This is a genomic window from Streptomyces sp. NPDC050759 (genome assembly GCF_044456945.1).
Classification (GTDB): domain Bacteria; phylum Actinomycetota; class Actinomycetes; order Streptomycetales; family Streptomycetaceae; genus Streptomyces.
On the sequence record NZ_JBITGI010000002.1, the window covers coordinates 156321 to 179984 of the forward strand.

A 23664-nucleotide genomic window follows, 5' to 3' on the forward strand; every position below is an offset into this window, starting at 1 on the left:
GCGCCTCACCTGGTTGAACCGTGCTCCCGAGCCACATCGACAGCATCGGGACCCCGAGAGCTCGGTGGCGCGGGAAAGACGGTCTGGGCTCCAGCTGTGTTCAGGATTCGGCCGGCTCCGGGACCACTTCGCCGTGCACCCCAAGATGCCGATCGACCCGAAGTGCATCGGCGGCACGCTCACCAGCATCCGCGCGGTACGGCGCCGGATCGGACCCGACAACCGGTCCAACCTCCTTGAGCGGGACACGTCGCCACCGTGGTGCCCGGTGCCCGGGCCGTGCTGCGCCGCCTGGGCGAAGTGGGCGGCTCCGCCTCGTACGAAGAAGACCTCGGCGCAGGCATGCGACGACCTGTCACAGTCCGGCACCGAAGGTGACGATATCTGCCTGTTACTTCGCGGGCTGGCGACCATGCATCCCATGCAACGATCGCGGACCCGCCGGGCAGTCATCACCTATCCAGTCCTGCAGGTCACGACCGTGGCGCTGGCGTTGTGGCTGTCCAGGCAGTTTGAGGTGGCGCGCTGTCCGCCACGCTGATCGCCCTGGCCCCCACCGTGCCAGGCGCCTACCTGGCCTGGGCCGCCTACCGTGACGACCGCAGCGAGGCCGCGGCGGACACCGACGCAAAGACGAAAACGCTGGCCGCGGCCGTGGCCGTGGCCGAGACCCGGCAGCGTGCCCAGCTGATCGGGCCGGCGCTCATCGCATCGACGTGGCCTTCCACCAGCACACCGAGCCCGCCAACAACGCCACCGGCGCCGCCCCTCACGGCCAACTCGCCGACATCGTCGGCTACTACCAGAGTCTGCACCCCGCCCGGCTGGCCATCACCGGCGAACCGGGCGCGGGCAAAATCCTGCACGCCCTGGACCTCCTCCTCGGTCTGCTGACCCACCCGGGCCGCACCGACACCGACCCCGCCCCGGTCCGCTTCTCGCTGGCCGGCTGGGACACCGACCGCCCTCTGCAGGAATGGCTCGCCCACCAGGTCCACCAGCAGTTCCGGAACCAGGGCATCACCCTCGCCGACGCGGCTGTACTGGTGGACAGGCACCGCGTCCTGCCGATCCTGGACGAGATGGACACCGACGCCACTCCAGCCGGCCGCCGCCGCGCCGCGCATGCCCTGCAGGAACTGAACAAATTCCAGGTCCCCACCGGCAGCGCCCCGGTCATCCTCACCTGGGCTCCCCCAGCGCGGTCCGCGACCACCTCCTCACCCTCTCGACGTGACCAAGCAGTCGCGGACGGAACGGGTGAGCTTCAACACATCGGAGGTCTTTGGTGCATGCAGGCATTCCGTACCAGCGCTGTTGCGTATCGTGCACTATTCCCGCTGTACAGGCACGTGTCACCAAGAACATGACGCTCCGTCAAATGGGCTCGTATGAAAGGGAGAAGGGCTGGTCAGCTACTTCCGGGTAGCGTGGAGCACCTCTCGAGATGAACCTCAGTGGTCACTCCAGCCCCTACTGTGTTGCCAGACCCCTGCCGGGCCTCTCCCCCACTCAGCGGGCGGGACTCCCGTCTGCCACCACTCAGAACAGGCAGCCGCGGGTATGAAGCCATTGCGCCCAGAAGATCCCGAACACCTGGGCCCCTACCGCCTCGTGGCCCAACTCGGAGCAGGCGGTATGGGCCGGGTGTACCTGGCCACCTCACCGGCCGGCCAAACCGTCGCGGTCAAGGTCATCCGTCCCGAGATGGCGGAGGACAAGAACTTCCGCATCCGCTTCCGACGCGAAGTAGCGGCCGCGGCGGCCGTCGGCGGCACCTACACCGCATCCGTGGTGGACGCCGCCCCCGACGCGGAAACACCGTGGCTCGCCACCACATATATTCCGGGTCCCACCTTGGCCGAGGCGATCGCCGAACACGGGCCGCTGCCGGTGCAGTCGGTTCTCGCCCTCGGCGCGGGCATGGCTGAGGCGCTCACCGCGGTGCACGCCCAGGGGCTGGTGCACCGTGACCTGAAGCCCTCCAACGTACTGCTCGCCGCCGACGGACCACGCGTCATCGACTTCGGTATCGTCCGCGCCCGCGACGGCTATCAACTCACCGCCGCAGGCGGTGTGTTCGGCTCCCTGGAGTACATGTGCCCGGAACAGGCCACGGGAGAGCCGATGGGAGCGGAAGGGGATGTCTTCTGCCTCGGCTCGGTGCTGACGTTCGCCGCGTGCGGGCACCCGCCCTTCGATGGTGCCGCGGCAGCGACTCTCCTCTACCAGGTGGCCCACGGCTGGCCCGACCTGGCCGGGGTGCCTGAGCCACTGGACAAGCTCATCAGTCTCTGTCTGGCCAAGGATCCCGCCTTGCGCATCAGCCCCGACCGGCTGTCCGCGGCGTGCGCTCCGGGCGGCGTCGAACAGTTGCTGACCGAGTCCTGGCTGCCCGCTCCGGTGGCGGCGACCGTCGCTCGCTATCAGGCCGCCGTCATGGATCTCGTGTCACCTCCGGCCGTCGTTCCGATCGCCCCCGACGCCCCCGGCATCGCCGACAGCAGGGCCGGTGCGGACGGCGGCCACGGACCCCGGGCAGAGTCCAACTTCCTCGGCCCGACGGATCCGGAGAAGTCCGAGAAGCTCGGGAAGTCCGACCCGGAGACTTCGGTTCCGCGTGTGCACCGCCGTTCCCCCGCATACTCCGGTCCCTCCCGGCGCTCGATCCTGACCGCCGGTGCCGGAGTGGCGGTGGTCGGAGGTGTCGCCGCTCTCGTCGCCGTGCGCAGAAAACCTCGCACCCACCCTGTGTCCTCACTGGTCCCGGCGCCCGAGCCGAGCTGGGTCTACCTCAGCGCCCCGTTGCTGCAGGCTCCGGCGGTCTTCAGCGACAGCACCGCCCTGCTCAAGGCCCGCCCGGGCACGATGATCTGCCTCGACCTCGACAACGGCTCCCGCCCCAAGTGGATCTACCAGGGCATCAGTGTCTCGCCCACTCCCGTCCTGTTGACCGACGGTGCGGCCGTCGCACTCGGTACGGGCGCCACGGTGATCGGCGTCGATCCGGCCAGCGGGTCGGAGCGGTTCACCCTCGATTTCGGCGCGGACTTCCAGTTCGACCAACTGCTGGGCGCCTACGAGGGCTTCAGCGTTTCCGTGCTCGGTGCTCGACTGGAGCGCCAGTCGGCCGAACAGGGCGTCGCGACATCCACCGACGCCGTCTTCGGCGTCGACCTCCAGGCCCGCCAAGCCCGGGTCATACCGATCAGCCCGGAAGACGTCGGCATCCGCCTCCAACCGGTCGTCACGTCCGACTACTTCGTCTACGCCGACGGTCTGCGCAACGTCTCGGTCCGCAGCACCCGCGACGCCGGCACCCTGCGTTGGCGGCACCCCGTCGGCTACGACCTCCGGCCAGGCCTCGCCGTACTCGGCCAGACCGTGTTCGCCGTCGGCTCCGAGCTCATCGCCCTGGAACTGAGCACCGGCAGGCTCCGCTGGCGGGCAAAGCCCAAGCACGGCTTGTTCGCCTCCCTGGGAGTGGGTGGCAACACCGTCTACGCCATCGGCAACGACCCCTACGGCGTCTACGCTTTCAACGCGGCGAACGGCTCCCAGCGCTGGTTCTGCGAGACGCCCCGCCTCGACGGCGACCATCCCATCGCCGTGGGACCGCAGGCCGTCTACGCTGCCGCCCTCGAGAACAAGGACGGCTTCTTCGCCATCGAGGCTGCCTCCGGGCGCCTGAGGTGGAACTTCACGGACGGCCGCGACACAGGCGTCAACGGCTGGCAGATCTCCTGTGACCGAGACGGACATCTGGTGGCGCACCACTACGACCGGGTCTACGGATTGCCGAACACCTGAAATAGGGCACATGTCCGGCGCGTCGACCGACGTACACGCCTGCTGCGAGGCCGCAGCGGCCGCTGCATCGAAGCCCGCTGGACGGACCAGCTCGCGGACGACTCACCAACTCCGTCCCGCAGCGCGGCGACAAGAACAACACCCTGGCGTTCTTCGCCGCGCAGAACCGGTGCTGTGAGTCGGCCGGGGCTGGCTCCGGGCGGAACTTCACCCGCGCCTGCGAGCAGGACCCGAGCCACCTCGCCACTGGGGCGGGGTCGGCGCACGCCTGGGCCCCGGCACGACTGTCGGCGGTCGCCGAACCTGGGTTCGGATCACTTTTAGACGTCAACACCTCGGAGACCCCCACGGCTTTGCGCTCCTAGCGGCGATGGAGACGACGGCATCCAGCGAGCCAGGCGGATGGGCCGGCCGCGCGGTGAGGTATCCGCCGTGGCAGGCCCTGTTCCGCGCGGCACTGTTGCAGGCCGGTGGCGAAGCCGGCGCGGCCCAGCGCGCGGGAGGCACCGGCGAGCTGCGTGTCGACGTCCTCGCAGTCACGGCCCTCCTCGATCATCCCCCCCCGGAAAGCTGCCCCTGCGCCCTGCGCAGCCGGCTCAGGACCGCTCGGAGTTCGGCGCTCGCGAGTTCGAGCTCCATCATCACTCGCCAGACATACGCCCTGGGGTAATGCACTCCACTCTGCGCAAGGTCGACGAGTCGTGAACGCTGATCACGAACAGAGCCGGCGGCACCGGTACATGGTCCACGCAAGGCTCCCGGACGGATGCAGGCGTGACCGTCGGCGCGGTCCTCCAACGGGCACGAGCCCAGCTGGTGAAGCTCCTCCCCCCGAACCGATCGGGGAACCCACCCGTCCCCGTACTGCCCGAGGTGCCTGAAGCCGAGTGGCGCACTCCTCCAATACCCCCTAGGTATACCTCTACTCTCACCAATACCCCCCCGGGTATCCAACGCAAGGAGGACATGTGACCAGCACGACGTTCCCGCAGGTGACGGGGCATGAGCCAGAACCACCACGGCCAGGACGGTCCGGGCTGTTGGGGCGGCTCGGTGGCTGGACCGCGGGGCACTTCAAACACGTACTGATCGGCTGGCTGGTCGTGGTGGCCGTGCTCGGCGCATTCGCGCCTCAGGTCACGTCGGTTCTGTCCGGAGCGGGCTGGCAGAGCAACGGCTCGGAGTCGGTGCGGGTGCGCGAACTGGCCCAGGAGCACTTCGGCGGCAACGCCTCATCCGCGATCCAGGTGGTCGTCAGCTCGAAGAGCGACAGGGTCACCGATGCGCCCGTGCGAAAAGTGATCGCCGAGGTCACCCGCGAGCTGAAGGCCGACAACCGGATCGGCGAGGTCATCGCACCCCAGTCAGGGGTCAGCATCAGCCGGGACGGGCAGACCGCGGTCGTCCTCGGCGGCGCCGACGCGAACACAGACGACATGGTGCGCGCCGCCGACGACCTCAAGGACCCCCTTCGGAAGCTGTCGACCGACGACATCACCGTGCGCGCGACCGGCGCCTCGACGATGTGGAGCGACTTCAACACCGCCAACCTCGACGCGATGATCCACGCTGTGAGCGCGAGGGCCGCGAGGCCGAGCCCACTGCGGGGATCATCGACGCGCAGGCGGTGCGGGCCGCCGGGACGGTGCCCGCCTCAGTGTCCCGGTGGGACATGTGTCCCAATGGGACATCAAGGCGTATGCTGGCAACCATGAAGGCTACGGAGCCAGTCCACCCGACGCAGGACCGGCGGCGGCGCAAGGCGCAGCAGACGCGGAACGCGCTGGCCTGCGCCGCTGTGGAGCTGATCCTGGAACGCGGGCTGGCGGCCACGACCGTGGAGGCGATCGTCGAGGAAGCCGACGTCACCCGCCGCACCTTCAGCCGGCACTTCACCGGCAAGGAGGACGCGGCCCTGGACTTCGTCCGGGGTGACGGCGACCGCATCAACGACCTGCTGCGCGTCCGGCCCGCCGGAGAACCGCCGCTGCTCGCATACCGGCGGGCGGTGCGCGCGTGGCTCGCCGACCAGGAGAACCCGGCGCATCATCTGCGGCCCCGGATGCGGCGGCTGCTGACCCTGGTGGACGCCGAGCCCGCCTTGTTCGCCGCCTACGAACGCATCCGGGTCGACGCCCAAGAGGAGTCGATCCGCATCATCGCCGAGCGGCTCGACACTGACGACGTACGGGACATGCGCCCAGCCGTTGTCGTGGACGCCGCCGCCGGAGTCCTCACCGCAGCGCTGCGCGCCTGGGCGCGCGCCAGTGAGGGCCACGACTCGGGCGCTGCAGACCTGGCCGCCCTGGTGGAGCGGGCCTACGACGCCCTGATCTCGGAGGCCGCCTCCGCGGCCGCCGAACCCCCTTCCGAACAGTGAGAACAACACATGAGCACCGCCCCCAGCAGTGAGTTCACCTACAACAGTGAGTTCGCCGGTCGTACCGCCCTGGTCACCGGCGCCGCCTCCGGCATCGGCCTGGCCACCGCCCGCCGTCTCGGAGCCGGCGGCGCGAACGCCGTCATCGCCGACTACAACGCCGAGGGCGCGGCGCAGGCCGCCGAGGACCTCAAGGCCGAGGGCATCAAGGCCGCCGCCGTGAAGCTCGACGTGACCGATCCCGAGTCCGTTGCCGCCGCCGTCGCCTTTGCCGTGGACACCTTCGGCGCACTGCACCTCGCCGTGAACAACGCCGGCATCGGTGGCCCGAGTGCCCCGACCGGCGAGTACGACCTCGACGCCTACAGCCGGGTCATCCGCACCAACCTGGACGGAGTCTTCTACTCCCTGCGCTACGAGCTCCCCGCCATCGAGGCGAACGGGCAGGGCGGCGCGATCGTCAACGTGGCCTCCATCCTCGGCTCGGTCGGCTTCGCCGGCTCCTCCGCCTACGTCGCCGCCAAGCACGGCGTGGTCGGCCTGACCAAGACCGCCGCCGCCGAGTACGCCGCGAAGAACATCCGCGTCAACGCCGTCGGCCCCGGCTTCATCGAGACGCCGCTGCTGAAGGACATGGACCAGGAGGCGTACGACGGCCTGGTCGGCCTGCATCCGATCGCCCGCCTCGGCCGCCCCGAGGAGGTGGCCGAGCTGATCGTCTTCCTGCTCTCCGACCGCGCCTCCTTCGTGGCCGGCAGCTACCACCTGGTCGACGGCGCCTACACCGCTCTCTGAGCCGGCCGCAGAAAGGAATTTCGCGTCATGAAGGCACTGCAGTACCGCACGATCGGCGCCGCCCCCGAGGTGGTCACGGTCCCAGACCCCGAGCCCGGCCCAGGCCAGGTCCTGTTGAAGGTCACCGCCGCCGGCGTCTGCCACTCCGACATCGCGGTGATGAGCTGGCCCGCCGAGAACTTCCCCTACGAGCTTCCGCTCACCCTCGGCCACGAGGGTGTCGGCACGGTCGTCGCGCTGGGCGCGGGCGTCAGCGGTGTACGCGAGGGCGACGCGGTCGCGGTGTACGGGCCCTGGGGCTGCGGCACCTGCGCCAAGTGCGCGCAGGGCAAGGAGAATTACTGCCTGCGCGCGGACGCCCTGGGCATCCGGCCGCCGGGGCTCGGCAGGCCGGGCGCGATCGCCGAGTACCTTCTCGTCGACGACCCGCGCCACCTCGTACCGCTCGATGGCCTGAACCCGGTCGCCGCCGCCCCGCTGACCGACGCCGGCCTCACCCCGTACCACGCGATCAAGCGATCGCTGCCGAAGCTGGTCCCCGGCTCGACGGCCGTGGTCATCGGCACCGGCGGCCTCGGCCACGTCGCCATCCAACTGCTGCGCGCGCTCACGCCGGCCCGCGTGATCGCCCTCGACGTCAGCGAGGACAAGCTGCGGCTGGCGAAGGAGGTCGGCGCCCACGAGACGGTGCTCTCCGATGCCGGCGCGGCCGCCGCCGTACGCACCTTGACCGGCGGTCTCGGCGCCGAGGCCGTCTTCGACTTCGTCGGCGCGGAGCCCACCTTGCGAACCGCGGGTGCCCTGGCCGCCGTGGAGGGCGACGTCACCATCGTCGGCATCGGCGGCGGCGCCCTGCCCGTCGGCTTCGGGTCCCTGCCCTTCGAGGTGTCGGTCGCCGCGCCCTACTGGGGCAGCCGGAGCGAACTCGTCGAGGTGCTGAACCTGGCCCGCTCGGGTGCGGTGTCCGTACACACCGAGACGTACTCCCTCGACGAGGCCCCACTCGCCTACGAGCGACTGCACACCGGGAAGGTCAACGGCCGAGCTGTCATCCTTCCCAACCACTGAGCCACCTACGGCGGTTCACAGCCGCCAGCGCTCCGCCGGCCCCGGTTACGCCGGGGCCGGCCCGTCCGTGCCGATCACCCAGCGAGCAGCCCCGCGTCGTGCGCGAGGACGGCGGCCTGTACGCGGTTGGCGCAGCCGGTGCGGGTGAGGATCCGGCTGATGTGCGCCTTGACCGTGCCGGCGCTCAGGTAGAGCTGATCGGCGATCTCCGCGTTGGACAGGCCCGCGCCGAGCAGCCGCAGGACATCCCGTTCGGCCGGGGTCAGCTCTTGGGTCCTGCGCACAGCTGCCTCGGTGTCCCGGCCGGACCGTACGTGGCGTTCCAGCAACTGCCGGGTGATCCTGGGTGCCAGGACCGGTTCGCCCTTCGCGGCGAGTTGCACGGCGCGGATCAGATCGGCGGGACCGGTGTCCTTGAGGAGAAAGCCGCTCGCCCCGGCCCGCAGGGCTCGCGTCACACTCGCTTCCTCGCCGAACGCCGTCAGCATCACGACACAGGTACGAGGCGAAAGACGGGCGATGTCCTCGGCGGCCGAGATTCCGTCCCGGGTGGGCATCTGAATGTCGAGGAGCGCGACGTCGATGTCCTGGGCCCGGCACGCCGCAGCGGCTTCGCGACCGTCGCCTGCTTCCGCGACCACCTCGATGTCCTCGGCGTTCTGCAGGATCAGCCGGATTCCCGCACGCATCAGTGCCTCGTCATCGGCGATCAGGACTCGGATCATCAGCTCATCTTAGGGCTGCTGTCGTCAGCAGTACGACAAGGAAGCCCACCGTCGGCAGGACCACGAGCAGCGCCACACAACCCGATCCCAGGACCCTCGGCCAGGTCAGGATCTCGTCCGACAACGGGGCACGGGCGCCTTCCTGCCCCATGCCTGCGGAGGGAAGGCGGACCGTGTCCGGAGGAGTTTCGACGAAGGCCCCCTCATGTGCCGTGGGTGGAAGGGTCCTGCCATGGGTGGGCAGCCAAGCCGCCATACGGAAGCCTCCGTTCGTCAGGGTGCCCGCTGCGAATGTGCCGCCGAGCAACGCGATCCGTTCCTGGCAGCCGGCCAGCCCGCTGCGGCTTCCGCCCTGGGAGTGGTTCGCCGCCCGCGGTGCCTCGTTGCTGACGGACACCTCGATCCCCTTGTCGGTGCCTTTCACCTCTACCCTGGTGGGGGCGCCGGCTGCGTGTTTCAGCACGTTCGTCAGTCCTTCGCGGACCATCCGGTGGATCGCCTGACGCGTACGCAGGTCGAGCTCGGGCGGGTCGGGAACGGACCAGTCCAGCTCGACGGTGCTGCCTGTCCGCCGGGATTCCGTCACCAGAGCGGTGATGTCCTCACGCGTTCCCTTGTCTTCCCCGGTGCTGTCCGACTGGTCCGTGAGGTCCGAGTGCCGCAGGACACCGAGGATTTCGCGAAGTTCCCCCATGGCCGTACCGGCTGTCGTACGCAGCAGCTCGGCCTGTTCCACGAGGGCGGGTGCCTGTCGCGCGGCGGTGAGTTCAAGGGCCCCCGCGTGCACCGAGATCAGGCTCAGGCGGTGGCCCAGGAGATCGTGCATCTCTCCCGCGATCCGGGTCCGTTCCTGGGTTCGGGCGGCAGCGGCGGCCAGCGTGCGGGTCTGTTCCAGATAGGCGTTGCGTTCCCGCAGCAGGCTGACCAGGGGCCGCCGCTGCCCCAGCAGGGTTCCGGCCAGGGTGGGGAGCAGTACGAGCAGCAGCGCTGAGACCGCGTTGCCGGCCAGTTGCAACAGCAGGGACTCGGAGTGGACCGGGGCAAAGGCGACGGTCAGAACACCGACGGTGGCACAGGCCACCCCCGCGACCTGCCACACGCGACGCGGCGGTGCGATACGACGGGTGGCGGAGAGCACGATCAGCGGTACCACCGCCAGCGTCCATATGTTGGTGCCCACGAACAGCAAGGAGGCGCACACAACGGCGGCGGCCGGCCGACCGCGCCGAGCGGGGACGACCAGCGCCGCCCACACTCCCTCCAGTACCGCTGACAGCGGCCGTTCCACGGGCACCGTCAACAGCGGCAGCAGGCAGAAAGCTGCCGCCAGAACACAGGCCAGCGCCTCGCCGACGACCGTACGTCGCTCGGCGGCACGTACAGCGGCCCAGCCCTCGGCCGCCTCCCGGCGCACCCACCCCGCCACGCCGGCCAGCGTGCGCGCCAGCCGCTCGGACGGTCGCGGCGGCTGTACGTCTTGGGACATCTGACTCATCATCACCCCTGCCCGGCCACCGTCGATCTCCCGGGCAGAACGGTAGCCGCGTTGGTCGTGGTCGCCGCACGGCGGGCCTCGGGTGTCATGCGCCCAGCCGGAGGCTCAACTCTGCCCGCAGTGCGGCCATGTCCACCTGGCCGGCGGCCAGCAGCCGTACGATCGCGCCACCGGCCCCGGCGTCCGCGTCCGCCGCCGGCTCGTCGAGCAGCGCGGACAACAGGTGGAGCGTCCCGACCGTGGGCGAACCGTGCTCGGCGGCGGACAGCCGGGCGACCGCCATGATCCGGTCGGCGGCAGCGGACAGACGCACCCGGTCACCCTCGGCAACGACGGCGGACGGGATCGTCGAAGCCGAGGAGACCAAAGAAACCTGCCGCGCACCGTGTCGGCGCATAAGGGCCGCGGCAGCGTTGGCGTCCGCCAGACTCCGGGGAAGCGACTGCCCGGCAACGGACAGGGCCCGGTCCAGGGCCAGTATCCCCAGCAGAAGGTCCACCGGCTCCGCCGCGGCGCGCCCGCACCGTACCGCTTGCCGCACGGCCTCCACCGAGACCGCGAACAGCAGCGGTGAGCCGTTCACGGAGGTACCGGAGGTCCACGAAGTCAGCGCGCGGGTCAGGCGGTTGCCGCTCCTGCCCAGCGTTCCGGCCCGGCGCAGAAGGGCGACACCGCGGGATTCCAGCCCCTCGCTCCGCGCCGGGGCGCTCGCGTCCAGCGCGTCGAGCTTGGTTGCCGCAGCGACCGTATCCAGCTTCTGCAGCAGCAGGGCCTCCCCTGCCCTGCTGCCCGGCAGGTCCAGCAGGGCACGGGCAACATGGCGGCAGCGCACCGAGATCGTCCCCTCGGCGCGGGCAGACCTGAGTGCGAGGAGCAGGCATCCGCGCATTGCCCCGGTCATCGCGGGCAGCACCGGGCTCTGCGAAGCCGGTCCGCGCGAGCCGAGGCCGAAGCGCCATCCCGCCTCACGCCAGGCGGCATCAACCTCCACCCCGTCGGCTTCCGCGCAGGCCGCGACCGGCGCATCGTAGGCCTCGTCGTGGCTCACCCAACCCCGGCCCGCCCGGCCGGAGATCATGCCGCTGAGTGAACCGGCCTCCCGCACCCCTGGGGCGATCGCCGCACCGGCGTCCGTGTCCCCCATCACGAGCTCTCCCAGCAGCGTGTCCGTCCCCACGGCCGGCAACTCGTGCCTGACCCCACGGCGCAGTGCCCCCACGAGGAGGTCCATGACATCCGGCTCGAACTCCATGGTCGCCCCGATCACGGCCGTGGCGTAGGTGTGTGGTGCGGTTGTCCCTGGCTGATCCATCGAACATTCCCCTCGAAAACGCGGTGGCCCGGTCCGAACGACGCTAGAGGCACCCACCGCGACACCGCGTCGGCCGACCGGCCACACTCCCGGTCCGATCGGCACACCGGCCAGACGACATCAGCAACCCGACGCACCCGGTTGTGCGACGACCAGGCCACCTGGAGCCCGCTCGCCGGTGCTCTGTCGGACGAATCCTCCGACCAGCGCCGGACGGTGCGCAATCTGCCGGCGCTGCTCCCGCGCTCGGAGGCGAACCAGACCTGCTCGGAGCGGACGGCCACGGTCGCAGAGCTGACCGGGATGGTGCGGACGCACGTCGACGCAGATCCGGGGCACCCGCGCGCCGTCGGATTTCTCCTGGACCTGCGCCTACGCGATCGCGCTCCGGAACTCTCGCGATGTTCATGCCGTTCTGACCCTGACGGGTGGCTGCTCTGCGAGTGTGTCGCGTAGTGCTGCTCGTGAGCTGATGCCGAGCTCGGGGGACGCATTGTCCAGGTGGGTGCTCATAGTGCGGGGAGAGGAGTAGAGCCGTTCGCCAATCTGCTTTTTGGTGAGGCCCGCCGGGGCGAGCGCAGCGATCTCGCGTTGCTGCGGGGGCAGCGTGACGGTCGGTCCGGGGGCCGGGTGGGTGGTGGGTGTGCCGCTTGCGTGGAGTTCGGCGAGTGCGCGTGCCGCCCATGGGGCGGCGCCGAGGCGTTCGAAGGTGTTGGGGGCGTTCCTCAGTTGGTGCCGGGCATCGGAGGCGCACTGTGCTCGGCGGAGGTGTTCGGCGTAGGCGAGCCGGATCCGCGCCTGTGCGAACGGCCAGCGGCTTGCTCCCGGGGTGGCGAGCGCTGTGTTGAACGCCTCGCGGAACGACGCGGCCGGGGCCGTCATCCCGGCTGCAGCGGCCGCGACCATGGCGAGCCGGGGCGAGAGGTCGGCGACGCCTGAGGGGTGGATGTCGGCCAGGTGCGCGTTCGCTTCTGCCGTCCGTCCGGCGCGGACGGCCGCCTCGACGAGGTCGAGCAGAACCCACAGCGCCGCGGGTGTGCAGGCGGGCACCGTCTCTGGTGAGCAGATCTCGACCGGGTGGCGGTAGGCGGTCTCGAACTCTCCGTCGCTCCTCCACACAGCCTGACGCGCGGATTCGTCAACGTCACCCCGCCCGACGCCACTGCCTGACACAGAATCAACTTGCTTCCTTACAACGAGAGTTCGCGTCTCTGTGGCCGTGTTGTAGGTCACTCAGGATGGAGTGGCGACCCGACACCCTTCATGACATGCTCACACCCAGCTGACAGTTACCCACCGGTAACTCCAGATACCCTCCACCCCCCTCAGGACTGATCTTGCGCATTCGCAAGCGGCCCCTGCGCGCCCTCGTGCCCGCGCTCGCCGCCTCCGCCCTGTTCGTCGCAGCCGGCTGCTCCGCAGACCCCGGCTCCCACTCCCCCGCCGCCGAACGGATCCCGGACGCCGGAACCTCCGCGACCGCGACTGCGGACAAGGACCAGCCCCTCGCCGTGGCCGCCGCCCCCGCGGCGGCGCCCGCCTCGACGGCCGTCGCGCGGCCCGGCACGGTCGGTGGAAGAGCACGCAAGACCTCCCTCAAGGTCAGGTCGTACGACAGCCGTACCCGACGGGCTGTCATATCCGCTGCCGACAGCGGGGGTTCCTCGCCGTCGCCGAGCGTGACGCCCGGTGGCACCGCGGCCCCCCGCCCTTCCACCGTCGGTGACGTCATCGCCAGCGCACCCGCGCCCGGCGCACCGGACGGGCTCCTCGTCAAGGTCACCAAGGTGATCGACGAGACGGCCGAGGGCACCGAGGTGCAGACCGCACCGACGACCCTGGACACCCTGCTCGGCGACAGCCAGGCCAAGGGCACCGTCCCCGTCGACCCCGCCTCCTTCGACATCGAGCGCCTGCTGCCCGACGTGAAGGTCTCCTGGGCGAAGACGGGAGACATCCACTCAGGGCCCGAGGGCACGAGGGTGCCGCTCGGCAGCCTGCGGGTCGACGTCGCCACGAAGGTCGCCACGGCCGAGGGCGCACCGGCCTCGGCGGCGGCATCGGTGTCCGGGTTCGTCCAGGTCGCACCCGAGGTCGACTTCTCCTACGACGGAGGGGCCTCGGCCGGTTCCACCGGTTCCGGACCGGGGGCGGCCTCACTCGGTGTCGCCGGTGACTGGTCCTCCCAGTGGGCGCTCAAGGGGCGCGTCGCCGCCTCCGCGAAGCCGTACCGGGTGCCGTTCGCCAAGCTGCACGCCGACCCCGTGATCCAGGTGGGCCCGATTCCCGTCGTGGTGAACCTCGACCTGACCTGCTACTTCGAGGTCAGTGCGGACGGCAGCGTCACCGTCGACGTCCAGCAGAACTTCAAGGGCGACTTCAAGGCGGGCGGCACCTTCGTCACGGGCAAGGGCTGGACACCGGTCAGCGAATCCCACATGGCAAGCACCCCGGTCCGTACGTCCGTCACGGCCGCCGGACGCGTGAAGGCGGCCCTCGGTGTACAGCCCTCCGTCGGCCTCTACGGCGCCGTGGGCATCTCCGCCGACCTGGCCCCCTACCTGCGTGCCGAAGCCGCGGGCACTGTCACCGGCACCATCCCGGCCGGCTCCGACAGCAAGCCCGCTATCGGAGTGACCGGTGCTTGGACGCTCTACGGAGGCGTCGACCTGAGCGGCACCCTGGTGCTCCAGCTGTCCGTCTTTGGCACCCCCGTCTTCCAATACCCCATCCCCCTGGGCACGTTGCACCGGGAGTGGAAGCTCGCGGACGGCAAGGTGTAGCCCGGGCGGGTTCCCCGTACGTCGCCGTGTCCGACCGGCCCCGACCGGAGCAGGTCGGACACGGCGCTCGACCGACGGGCGCACCGCACAGCCTTCTGCTGCCGCCAGGGCGCTGTGCAGGCCACCTGCGTCCAGCCGCCAAACGCATCGCCCACTGCTCCTGCGCGCCCACGCGCGACCTACGACGACTTCGCCCTCGGCCGTGACACCGTCGCCGACACATCACAGGAGCCCGGCCAGCACTCCTCCGGCCCCCGTACGGCGTGATGTCGACCGCCGCTCAGCTGGCCGCCCACCGGCTCGATCTCACCCGGTGCTGTGGACCTGCTGACGCGAGGACTGGACATCCCGTGCCACACCGGCGTCCGTCCACCGCACGGTGACACCGACCTGGACGGAAGCGGCACCTCAGCAACGGCGCGACACCATTGCCGCAAGCCAGGCAATCTGCGTACAAGCACCGCACAACGCCGGACGGGGGCAGCTGATGTGCGTAGCAGCCTCATCGGCCGCACCAGTCATCACCTGGTGCGGCAGTCGGCCGGTGCGTTCGGCCGGTGCGCCCCCGCCCACGTCAGGCCGGGACGCACCGGACCGGTCAGCGGACCGGCAGCGCCGTGGTGTGCTCCTCGCGCACGGCCTGCAAGGAGCGAGGGTTCAGACCGAGCAGGCTCAGAATCGTCGGTGCGATCTGCTTGGTCTGCACGCTCGCGGAGTCGCGCACGCCGACCGGAACTGAGGCGCCCGAGACGACCAACGGGACTTCGAGGTCGTCGGAATGGGCGCCGCCGTGCTCGGCGATCTTCTTGGTGCCGCCGGTGTAGACGACCCCGTACTGTGCGAGGCCGAAGATGTCCGGGACACGGGCGTCGCCGGCTTCGACGTGGAAGTAGCGGGCCGCGGCGTTCCCGGCGTACACCTTGCTGAGCCCGCTGCGCGTGAAGGCCTTGGGTGCGGCGCTGATGTCGGTACCGGTGCCGTTCTGCGCGATCAGGTACGTCTTGGCGAAGTCGGTGGCGGCTTGCGAGCGGTCGGTCAGCCAGAGCAGCATCGCGTCGTCGTCCACGGAGTGCGCGACCAGGTCACCGGCGGCGGGATGGAGTTTCTTCCAGGCGGCGTTGAGGCCGTCCAGGAGCGGGCCGTCGTCGATCCGGGTGAGCGCGGTGGGGTCGGTGGGCGACTGGCCGTGCTTGGCGGACAGGACGATCGTGGTGCTGTCGGCCAGGTGCCGCTCGGCGATCTCCGAAGTCAGGGCGCCTATCTGCGCGTTGACGAAGTCCAGGTTCTTCGTCAGCAGCGGTCCGGGCACGTTCTTGGCGGTGTAGCCGCCTTGGAGGCCGTCGGAGGCGGGCAGCTTCTGCGCGGTGGAGACCGACTGGAAGTTGAGGCCGAAGATCGCCGGGGTGCCGACCTTACGGGTACGGCTGTGGTCGTAACCGTCGATCTCGTTGAGGACGGCCTTCACCTTGTAGCCGTCGTACTGCTCGGTGGCCTGGTTGTCCTTGGTCCAGTCGTCGCCGGCCGGGTAGCCGAGGGCGTCGCTGTTGATCTCGGGCGTGAACAGGTCCTGGATGCCGGTGCCCGAGGGCCCGCTGAGGATTTCGTACGCCGCGTGCTTGTCCGACCACGCGGTGCGCAGCCCCGCGCTGCGGGCCACCTCGAAGACGGTGTTCACCTTGAGGTAGGAGTGCGGGTAGACCGGCTTGCAGGTCTTGGGGTCGACCGGCAGCTTGGATGCGTTGATCAGGCTCGCCGGGTTGCCCGTCATCGACAGGATACTGTCCGGCAGGCCGGTGAGTCCCTGGCCGGCGTCGATGGATGCCTGGTTCTTGTCCAGGTCCTCCGTGAGGTCCACCTCGACACCGGGCTTGACGGCCTTGCAGCTGGTGGTCCCGGCGGGCAGGAGCGCCGCGTTGTAGGTGTCGTCGTAGTAGACACCGGTGGTGCCGGGGCCGCCGCCGGTCGCCTGGGCGACCATGCCGGGGAAGGAGTCGGACGGCGTGGTGGTCTTGGCGTGGGTGTACTCCACACCGCCGCGGACCAGCCGGGCCAGCGCGGAGTTCGGGTGCCGGGAGACGTACCAGGCCAGGTCCGACTGGTGCAGGCCGTCGACCGAGATCAGCAGGATGTGCCTGGCGGGGGCCCGGTGGTGGGAGGCGGCGAACGCCGAGGGCTGGACGGCAGTCACGCCGGTCAGGACTCCGGCGGCTACGAGGATGGAGGCGGGCCTGACGTAACGTCTGGACATATGGGTCTCTCAGGGTGTTCGGGGCGAACTGCGAGGGTCCGGCCCATCAGAGTCCCGCCTTGCGTACCGGGAACGGCGCATGCGTGAACGCACAGCGAAGGAGCGGTCCGGTCTTCATCAAGCAGGTCTGGTTCTCGCCAAGCAGGAGGGACGTCCGCCGCACCGGTGGGCAGCCCGACACGTTCGCCACCGGGACGGACGCCGAGCGCGAGCGTGCTTGCAAGAGCTCACTGCTCTGTTCGGTGAACTGGACGAGGACGTCGAATGTCGGCGACGGTGACCATCCCGGCGGACTGTCAACCGAACGGCAGGGGTGGCGACGTTTGTGGCCACTCGCTACGCAGCACGGACACCGCGCCACCCGCAGATGGCCTGGGCTGAGCCCCGACCATCACCAACTGTGCGCGGTCGCGCTGAGCGGCGAAAGACCTGCTCAAGGACGGGGTTGGCGTTCTGGGCTTCGTCGAGCAAGAGGAAGTCGTCCTTGACCTTCGGTTCCGTCAGGGGCGACATCTTCAGATAGTGGTCGTGCTCGAAGCGCACCACCCCTTCCTCGGGATTCCGCAGATCCGTCCTTGCCTTCCCGGCGAACGGCATCGTCGTGTCGGCGAGTTGGGCGCGCTCATCCGGTGTTCCGAACTTGCGCAGGACCGGTACGTGGCGTGGTGCCAGAGCCCGGTCGGCGGACTGGCAGAAGCGGGTCACCGTACGCAGCATCGTGTGGGACGGGGACCTGTGGCTGATCTCGTGATCACCAATCCGGACCGGTGATCTGATACCGAGGACCTGCCCGATCCGCCAAGCGGGCTGGCGGGGGCTGGTGAGACGGCGAGCGAAACAGTGGCCGATGGCTGCGTAGGCCGGGCGCAGCATTGCTCGCCGCGTGGTGCGGGCCGACGATGCCACCGTTGAGCGCCGCGAACGGAGGAGACGAACAAGGCGCGGACGCGGAGACCGTGGCACCGCACCGGCGGTCCCCGAGGTGCCAAGGCCTCACTTCTGCATCGCCTACTGCCCGGCCGACACCACGCTCCTGACGCTCACCTGCACCGAACCCGCCGAGCGGGGCCGGGCCTTCGGCGTGTACGGCGCCGTCTCCGGCGTCGGCGTCGTCCTCACCCAGTCCACGTCCTGGCGCTGGTGCGTGTTCATCACCCCGCCCCTCGCCCTGACCGCGATGGCCGGACCAGTGGTCCGGAGGAGCTGCAGGGACTGCGCACGCCGCACACGGAGAAGACTGTCGTGCTCTACGTCAGCCAGGCCCACCGGAGGTGACCGTCCCATACGGCAGGATGTCCTCTCAGCGAAGCTCCGCGGCGAGCGTCGCGATCAGTTCGCGGGTCCGGTGCTTGGAGGCGATCAGTTCCTCGCGGTTGTCCCCGATCGGGAGCAGGCGCACCGAGAGGTCGGTGGCGCCCGCGTCGGCGAAGCGGCGCAGACGGGACAGGATCGCCTTCTCGTCGCCCACCGCGCACAGGTCGCCGATGTCGCGGGCCTCGCCCTGCTCGAGAAGGCGCTGGTAGTTGGGGGAAATCTCGGCCTCGCCGAGAATGCGGTTGGCGCGCTCGCGGGCTTCGTCGACCCGCGAGGGCTCGCACAGACAGACGGGGACACCGGCCACGATACGCGGGGCGGGGCGGCCGGCGGCTTCGGCGGCCTTCGTGATGCGGGGAACGACGTGGTCGGCGATGGCGCGCTCGTCGGCCATCCAGAGGACCGTGCCGTCCGCGCGTTCGCCGGCGAGACGCAGCATGACCGGCCCCAGAGCGGCGACGAGGACGGGCAGCGGGGTCACCGGCCCGATGTCGAGCGGGTTGTGGACGTTGAAGGTGGGGTTCTCGACGTCGACCGGACCGGGGGCTGCGCGTGCCGCGTCGAGGACGTCGAGGTAGTCGCGGGTAAGGCCGGCAGGCTTCTCGTACGGCAGGCCGAGCATGTCGCGGATCACCCAGTGGTGCGAGGGGCCGACACCGAGGGCGAGCCGGCCGCCGGTGGCCGCGTGGGCGGAAAGAGCCTGGCGGGCGAGGGCGATCGGGTGCTGTGCCTGCAACGGCACCACGGCGGTGCCCAATTCGATCCGGGTGGTACGCGTGCCCATGAGGGTCACGGCGGTCAGCGCGTCGAAGTCGGTGGGGATCTGCGGGACCCACACCGTGTCGAGTCCCGCCGCTTCGGCCCACGCGACATCGTCGAGCATCCGGGCGGCTTTGCGGGCGCTGTCACCGCGCTCGGGGCCGATCATCACGCCTGTGCGCACGGTATGTCCTCCTGCTGGTTCGGGGCTGGCGCCGCGGACCTGTGCCGCGCGCAGGGGGCGGCTCACACGGCCCGGTCGGATGGGGCGGGTGGCGCGGGTGGCGCGGCGCCCCCGAGGCCCAGGGCCGCCGCGTCCGCCTGGGCTGTCAACTTGCGCACGTTGTGGACGAGTTCGTCCAGTGGCACGCCGGTCGGAAAGACCGCGGCCGCCCCTGCGTCGAGGAGCCGGGGCACGTCGCCCGCCGGGACGGTGCCGCCCACGACCACCGCGATGTCCTCGGCGCCCGCGGCACGCAGTGCTTCCACCGTGCGGCGGGTCAGCGCCAGATGGGCGCCGGACAGGATGCTCAGTCCGACCACCGCGACGTCCTCCTGGACCGCGGTGGCGACGATGTCGTCGATGCGCTGCCGGATGCCGGTGAAGATGACCTCGAAGCCCGCGTCGCGCAGCGCACGTGCGACGATCTTCGCTCCTCGGTCGTGTCCGTCGAGTCCGGGTTTGGCGACGAGGATGCGGGCGCCGGCCATCAGTACACCACCGGTTGCCGGAACTCGCCCCACACGTCCTTGAGCGCGGTCACCATCTCTCCGACCGTGCAGTACGCGAGGGCGCAGTCGACGAGCAGGGGCATGAGGTTGTCCGTCCCTTCGGCAGCGCGGGCCAGTGCAGTGAGCGAGGTCCGTACGGCCGAAGGGTCGCGTTCCGCCTTGACCCGGGCGAGCCGGTCGAGCTGCAACTGGCGCCCCTTGGCATCGAGTTCGTAGGTGGCGATTTCCGGCGCGGGTTCGTCGGAGACGAAACAGTTGACGCCCACCACCGGCCGCTCGCCCGACTCGGTCGCCTGATGGATGCGGTACGCCTCGTCGGCGATGAGGCCTTGCAGATAGCCGTCCTCGATGGCGCGGACCATGCCGCCGTGGGCGTCGAGGTCGTCCATGATCTCGACGATGCGGGCCTCGGTGGCGTCGGTGAGGGCTTCGACAAAGTACGAGCCGCCGAGCGGGTCGGCGACGCGCGTGACACCGGTCTCGTGGGCGAGGATCTGCTGGGTGCGCAGGGCGAGCGTGGCCGACTCCTCGCTGGGCAGCGCGAACGGCTCGTCCCAGGCCGCGGTGAACATCGACTGCACGCCGCCAAGCACGGAAGCGAGCGCCTCGTAGGCGACGCGCACGGTGTTGTTGCGGGCCTGCGGCGCGTACAGGGAGGCCCCGCCCGCCACGCAGCCGAAGCGGAACATCGCGGCCTTGTCGCTTTCCGCCCCGTAGCGCTCGCGCACGATCGTGGCCCACCGCCTGCGCCCGGCACGGTACTTGGCGATCTCCTCGAAGAAGTCGCCGTGCGTGTAGAAGAAGAACGAGACCTGCGGCGCGAACTGGTCGATGGTCATCCGGCCGCGCGCGAGGACCGTGTCGCAGTACGTGACTCCGTCGGCCAGCGTGAACGCCATCTCCTGCACGGCGTTGGCTCCCGCGTCGCGGAAGTGCGCTCCGGCGACCGAGATCGCGTTGAATCTCGGCACCTCGGCGGCGCAGAACTCGATGGTGTCCGCGATCAGGCGCAGGGACGGCTCCGCGGGCCAGATCCAGGTGCCGCGCGAGGCGTACTCCTTGAGAATGTCGTTCTGGATGGTGCCGGTGAGCTTCTCCCGCGGCACGCCCTTGCGTTCTGCCGCCGCCACGTAGAAGGCGAGGAGGATCGCGGCGGTGCCGTTGATCGTGAAGCTGGTGCTGATCCGGTCGAGCGGTATCCCGTCGAAGAGCACCTCGGCGTCCGCGAGGGTGTCGACGGCGACACCGACCCGGCCCACTTCCTCGGCCACCTCGGGGTCGTCGGAGTCGTATCCGCACTGGGTGGGCAGGTCCAGGGCCACGGACAGACCGGTGCCTCCCTGGTCGAGGAGGTAGCGATAACGCCGGTTGGATTCTTCGGCGGTGCCGAAGCCCGAGTACTGGCGCAGAGTCCACAGGCGGCCCCGGTAACCGGTCGCGTAATTGCCGCGGGTGAAGGGATAGCTGCCCGGCGGGGGCGGCTCGGCACCACGGTCCTGCGGTCCGTAGACCGGCTTGAGCGGGATGCCCGACGAGGTGTGCGAGGAGGCGTCCATCGGTGGATACGTTACTTGCGGAATACGAGAATGCCAATACCGCTTTCGAGAACAAGGGGATGGATCAGCGACTGGAAGCTTCACGCAGAGGGCTGTCGGCGGCCTCGACTCTCGTTCTACCCTTACGGGGTGAACTGGGAGAACGCAGGTTTCCCGGAGTGGGAGGGCACGACCGTGTCAGCAGCACGGGCGGCCGCCGCCGACGCCGGTCTGCTGCCGGGCCCGGAGGGAGCACCGGGTCGGGTGCTGCACTTTCTGGATCTCGACCGGTGGCACGCCGCCGGTGACACGGAGATCGTGCGGTGCGCCACGGCTGTACGGGGGATGCTGCCGATGGTCGTCGGCGTGGCCCGGCACACGCCGCCGCAGCGCCTCGCCCCCCTGCTCGACGCCCTGACCCTGACCCTGGCCGGGCCCGATGTCATCGCCGAACGGCCGGAGTTGATGCCGGTCGCGCACGTCGGTGAGGCGTACGCCCAGCTCGAGGAGGCTGTCGCGCACCGGCTCGGGGCGGGCCTGGCCCTCGGGCATCTGCTGCGGCAGACGGCCTGCCTCGACACGGTGCGGGGTCTCGCGGCGGAGGCCGCCGTGTACTCCATGCTGCTCGGCGGACCTGAGTTCGCGCGATGGCTCGCCGAGCGCACGGCTCCGCGCCCCGCTGCCCCGGTGGGGCCTCTCGTACGGGCGACGCGCGACGGCGGGCTGCTCACGATCGAGCTGGACCATGCGGAGCGGCGCAACGCGCTGTCGGCCCTGATGCGCGAGGAGTTGTACGCGGCGTTGGAGGCGGCGGTGTGGGATGCCGGCATCGAGCGGGTCGAACTCCAGGGCGCGGGGCCGGCGTTCTGCAGCGGCGGTGATCTGGCCGAGTTCGGCTCCGCTCGCGATCCCGTGGCGGCGTACGTCGTCCGGCTCGATCGTGCGCCGTGGCGCCTCCTGGACGCGGTGCGCGACCGGGTCAGGGTGCGGGTGCACGGGCCCGTGATCGGTGCGGGCCTCGAACTCGCCGCGTTCGCGGGCCTGGTGACCGCGGCGGCCGATGCGCGCTTCAGGCTCCCCGAGCTGTCGATGGGGCTGATTCCGGGAGCCGGAGGCACGGTCAGCGTCACCCGCCGGGTGGGCCGGTGGCGGGCGGCGTGGCTGATGCTGACCGGGGAGGAGATCGGCGCGGGGACGGCATTGCGGTGGGGGTTGGTGGACGAGGTGGAGGGGCTCGACGCGGCCACGGTACAAGGGAGCCGGATGGTCGACGGTGTGCCGCATGGCTGACCTCCCGGGCGGCTCCGTCTTGTTCAGATCCGTGGAAGTGGCGCCCGGTCACCAGGGCGACTGCCGCGTACGGGGCGGGCGCATCGTCGCCCTCGCGCCCCGCCTGCGGGCCGCACCGGGTGAAAACGTGGTGGACGGCGGCGGTGGCGCCCTGCTCCCGGGCCTTGCCGATCACCATCTGCATCTGACCGCGATGGCCGCGCAGGCCGCGTCCGTCGATCTGTCGGGCCGCACGGCCCCCACACTCGGCCGGACCATCCGCGGCGCGGCCCCCGGTCCGGACGGCTGGATCCGAGCGACGGGCTACGACGACGGCGCACACGGCCCACTGGACAGGGAGATTCTCGACACCTGGGCCGACGGGCGGCCCGTGCGGGTGCAACACCGTTCGGGCGCCCTGTGGGTGGTCAACTCCGCAGCCCTGCAACGCCTCGGCGCCGACTCGGCCGCCGCGCCACCCGGGGTGGAGCGGGACGGCTCCGGCCGTGCGACGGGACGGCTCTGGCGCGTGGACGGCTGGCTGCGCGAGCGCATCGACGCCCGTCCGCCCTCTCTCACCGCCATCGGTGCCCGGCTGGCCGCCTTCGGGATCACTCACGTCACGGACGCGACCCCCGATTCAGCCGCCGTGCCCGTACTGGCCGGTGCACTGCACCGGGGCGAGTTGCCCCAGTACGTCACGTCTTTGGTCACGCACCGCCCTACCCCTGTCAGCCACCCACGGCTGCGGCTCGGCGCCCGCAAACTGGTGGTCGCCGACCATGAGCTGCCGGAACTCGCCGCCCTCGCAAGGGAGATCTCCGCATCCCATGCCGCGCGCCGCCCCGTGGCGGTGCACTGCGTGACGCCCGCCGCGCTCGCCCTCACCCTCGCCGCACTCGACGAAGCCGGACATCACGCCGGCGACCGCATCGAGCACTGCGCCCTCGCGGATACCGCGGCCGTCCGCGAACTCGCCGCACGCCGGCTGCGCGTGATCACCCAACCGACGTTCATCGCCCGGCGGGGCGACGCCTACCTGGAACGCACCCCGCCCGCGGAACACGCCGACCTTTGGCGCTACGGAAGTCTGCTGCGCGCCGGCGTCACCACGGCCCCCGGCAGCGACGCCCCGTACGGCGATCCGGATCCGTGGGCCTGTCTGCGAGCGGCCAGGGACCGGACGACTCCCTCGGGACGAGTCCTGGCACCGGGCGAACGGACGTCGCCGGCACGGGTGCTGCGCGGCATGCTGTCCCGTCCGTGCGACCCCGGCGGCCCGCCTCGCCGTCTCACCACCGGGGCGCGCGCCGATCTCGTCCTGCTGCACGTACCCCTCGATGAGGCCCTGCGTCACCTGGACTCGGCTCTGGTGCGGGCCACATATGTCAGAGGTCGGGCGGTGTACGGCCCCCTGCCCCCGCGTTGACGGCTCACCG

20 protein-coding genes and 1 pseudogene are annotated in these 23664 nt (G+C 70.5%); 10 read left to right on the plus strand and 11 right to left on the minus strand.

The features are described from left to right. Positions 1 to 133: 133 nt before the first annotated feature. The 3 genes from ACIBJB_RS06485 (at position 134) to ACIBJB_RS06495 (ending at position 3810) form a co-directional block, all read left to right on the plus strand. Positions 134 to 541, plus strand: a complete 408-nt coding sequence (locus ACIBJB_RS06485) for a hypothetical protein (RefSeq protein ID WP_398927126.1) — start codon at positions 134 to 136, stop codon at positions 539 to 541. A gap of 175 nt (positions 542 to 716) precedes the next feature. Further along, positions 717 to 1370, plus strand: coding sequence for a hypothetical protein (locus ACIBJB_RS06490; RefSeq protein WP_398927128.1), 654 nt, complete (start codon positions 717 to 719; stop codon positions 1368 to 1370). Between the two features lie 193 nt (positions 1371 to 1563). Continuing rightward, positions 1564 to 3810, plus strand: a complete 2247-nt coding sequence (locus tag ACIBJB_RS06495) for a protein kinase (protein WP_398927130.1) — start codon at positions 1564 to 1566, stop codon at positions 3808 to 3810. Positions 3811 to 4171: 361 nt separating this feature from the next. Here the strand turns inward: ACIBJB_RS06495 and ACIBJB_RS06500 are convergent. Beyond that, positions 4172 to 4449 (minus strand): annotated as a pseudogene (locus ACIBJB_RS06500) (metal-sensitive transcriptional regulator). 329 nt (positions 4450 to 4778) lie between these two features. Between ACIBJB_RS06500 and ACIBJB_RS06505 the strand changes: the two are divergent. The 4 genes from ACIBJB_RS06505 to ACIBJB_RS06520 are packed head-to-tail and all read left to right on the plus strand — an operon-like array spanning position 4779 to position 8053. Next, complete coding sequence (locus tag ACIBJB_RS06505; RefSeq protein ID WP_398927132.1) at positions 4779 to 5525, plus strand: MMPL family transporter; 747 nt, start codon at positions 4779 to 4781, stop codon at positions 5523 to 5525. Continuing rightward, the gene (locus ACIBJB_RS06510; RefSeq protein WP_398927134.1) at positions 5522 to 6190 is read left to right on the plus strand and encodes a TetR/AcrR family transcriptional regulator; all 669 of its coding nucleotides are present in this window, start codon (positions 5522 to 5524) and stop codon (positions 6188 to 6190) included. The genes ACIBJB_RS06505 and ACIBJB_RS06510 overlap by 4 nt, the downstream gene beginning before the upstream one ends. Before the next feature lie 9 nt (positions 6191 to 6199). After that, positions 6200 to 6985: an SDR family NAD(P)-dependent oxidoreductase gene (locus tag ACIBJB_RS06515; RefSeq protein WP_398927136.1), complete on the plus strand. Its 786-nt coding sequence runs from the start codon at positions 6200 to 6202 to the stop codon at positions 6983 to 6985. 27 nt (positions 6986 to 7012) lie between these two features. Further along, positions 7013 to 8053 (plus strand): NAD(P)-dependent alcohol dehydrogenase, encoded by a 1041-nt coding sequence (locus tag ACIBJB_RS06520; protein WP_398927138.1) that lies wholly within the window; start codon positions 7013 to 7015, stop codon positions 8051 to 8053. Positions 8054 to 8127: 74 nt separating this feature from the next. Here ACIBJB_RS06520 and ACIBJB_RS06525 read toward each other — a convergent pair whose 3' ends face one another. The 4 genes from ACIBJB_RS06525 to ACIBJB_RS06540 form a co-directional block, all read right to left on the minus strand. Continuing rightward, positions 8128 to 8778, minus strand: coding sequence for a response regulator (locus ACIBJB_RS06525; RefSeq protein WP_398927140.1), 651 nt, complete (start codon positions 8776 to 8778; stop codon positions 8128 to 8130). Positions 8779 to 8782: 4 nt separating this feature from the next. Then, on the minus strand, positions 8783 to 10264 hold the full coding sequence (locus ACIBJB_RS06530) for a histidine kinase (protein WP_398927142.1): 1482 nt from the start codon (positions 10262 to 10264) through the stop codon (positions 8783 to 8785). Between the two features lie 94 nt (positions 10265 to 10358). Further along, positions 10359 to 11585: a hypothetical protein gene (locus ACIBJB_RS06535; protein ID WP_398927144.1), complete on the minus strand. Its 1227-nt coding sequence runs from the start codon at positions 11583 to 11585 to the stop codon at positions 10359 to 10361. 405 nt (positions 11586 to 11990) lie between these two features. Continuing rightward, positions 11991 to 12704, minus strand: coding sequence for a LuxR C-terminal-related transcriptional regulator (locus ACIBJB_RS06540; protein ID WP_398927146.1), 714 nt, complete (start codon positions 12702 to 12704; stop codon positions 11991 to 11993). Between the two features lie 224 nt (positions 12705 to 12928). Between ACIBJB_RS06540 and ACIBJB_RS06545 the strand changes: the two genes are divergently transcribed. Further along, positions 12929 to 14368 (plus strand): hypothetical protein, encoded by a 1440-nt coding sequence (locus ACIBJB_RS06545; protein ID WP_398928401.1) that lies wholly within the window; start codon positions 12929 to 12931, stop codon positions 14366 to 14368. A gap of 598 nt (positions 14369 to 14966) precedes the next feature. Here the strand turns inward: ACIBJB_RS06545 and ACIBJB_RS06550 are convergent. From ACIBJB_RS06550 to ACIBJB_RS06575, 6 genes are all read right to left on the minus strand, one after another. Next, complete coding sequence (locus tag ACIBJB_RS06550) at positions 14967 to 16616, minus strand: alkaline phosphatase family protein (protein WP_398927148.1); 1650 nt, start codon at positions 16614 to 16616, stop codon at positions 14967 to 14969. 336 nt (positions 16617 to 16952) lie between these two features. Then, positions 16953 to 17321: a hypothetical protein gene (locus ACIBJB_RS06555; RefSeq protein WP_398927150.1), complete on the minus strand. Its 369-nt coding sequence runs from the start codon at positions 17319 to 17321 to the stop codon at positions 16953 to 16955. Between the two features lie 303 nt (positions 17322 to 17624). Beyond that, entirely contained in the window at positions 17625 to 17768 is a 144-nt protein-coding gene (locus ACIBJB_RS06560; RefSeq protein ID WP_398927151.1) for a hypothetical protein, read from the minus strand. A gap of 148 nt (positions 17769 to 17916) precedes the next feature. Then, a complete protein-coding gene (locus ACIBJB_RS06565) occupies positions 17917 to 18873 on the minus strand; it encodes an LLM class F420-dependent oxidoreductase (RefSeq protein WP_398927153.1) in 957 nt (318 codons plus the stop codon). Between the two features lie 62 nt (positions 18874 to 18935). Continuing rightward, positions 18936 to 19400, minus strand: coding sequence for a cobalamin B12-binding domain-containing protein (locus tag ACIBJB_RS06570; protein ID WP_398927155.1), 465 nt, complete (start codon positions 19398 to 19400; stop codon positions 18936 to 18938). Continuing rightward, positions 19400 to 20977: a methylmalonyl-CoA mutase family protein gene (locus ACIBJB_RS06575; RefSeq protein WP_398927157.1), complete on the minus strand. Its 1578-nt coding sequence runs from the start codon at positions 20975 to 20977 to the stop codon at positions 19400 to 19402. Before ACIBJB_RS06575 ends, ACIBJB_RS06570 begins: the two co-directional genes overlap by 1 nt. A gap of 129 nt (positions 20978 to 21106) precedes the next feature. Here ACIBJB_RS06575 and ACIBJB_RS06580 point away from each other — a divergent pair, with 129 nt between their 5' ends. Both ACIBJB_RS06580 and ACIBJB_RS06585 read left to right on the plus strand, forming a co-directional pair. Continuing rightward, complete coding sequence (locus ACIBJB_RS06580; RefSeq protein ID WP_398927159.1) at positions 21107 to 22246, plus strand: enoyl-CoA hydratase/isomerase family protein; 1140 nt, start codon at positions 21107 to 21109, stop codon at positions 22244 to 22246. Beyond that, a complete protein-coding gene (locus ACIBJB_RS06585) occupies positions 22239 to 23654 on the plus strand; it encodes an amidohydrolase family protein (RefSeq protein ID WP_398927161.1) in 1416 nt (471 codons plus the stop codon). The genes ACIBJB_RS06580 and ACIBJB_RS06585 overlap by 8 nt, the downstream gene beginning before the upstream one ends. Positions 23655 to 23664: the final 10 nt, after the last annotated feature.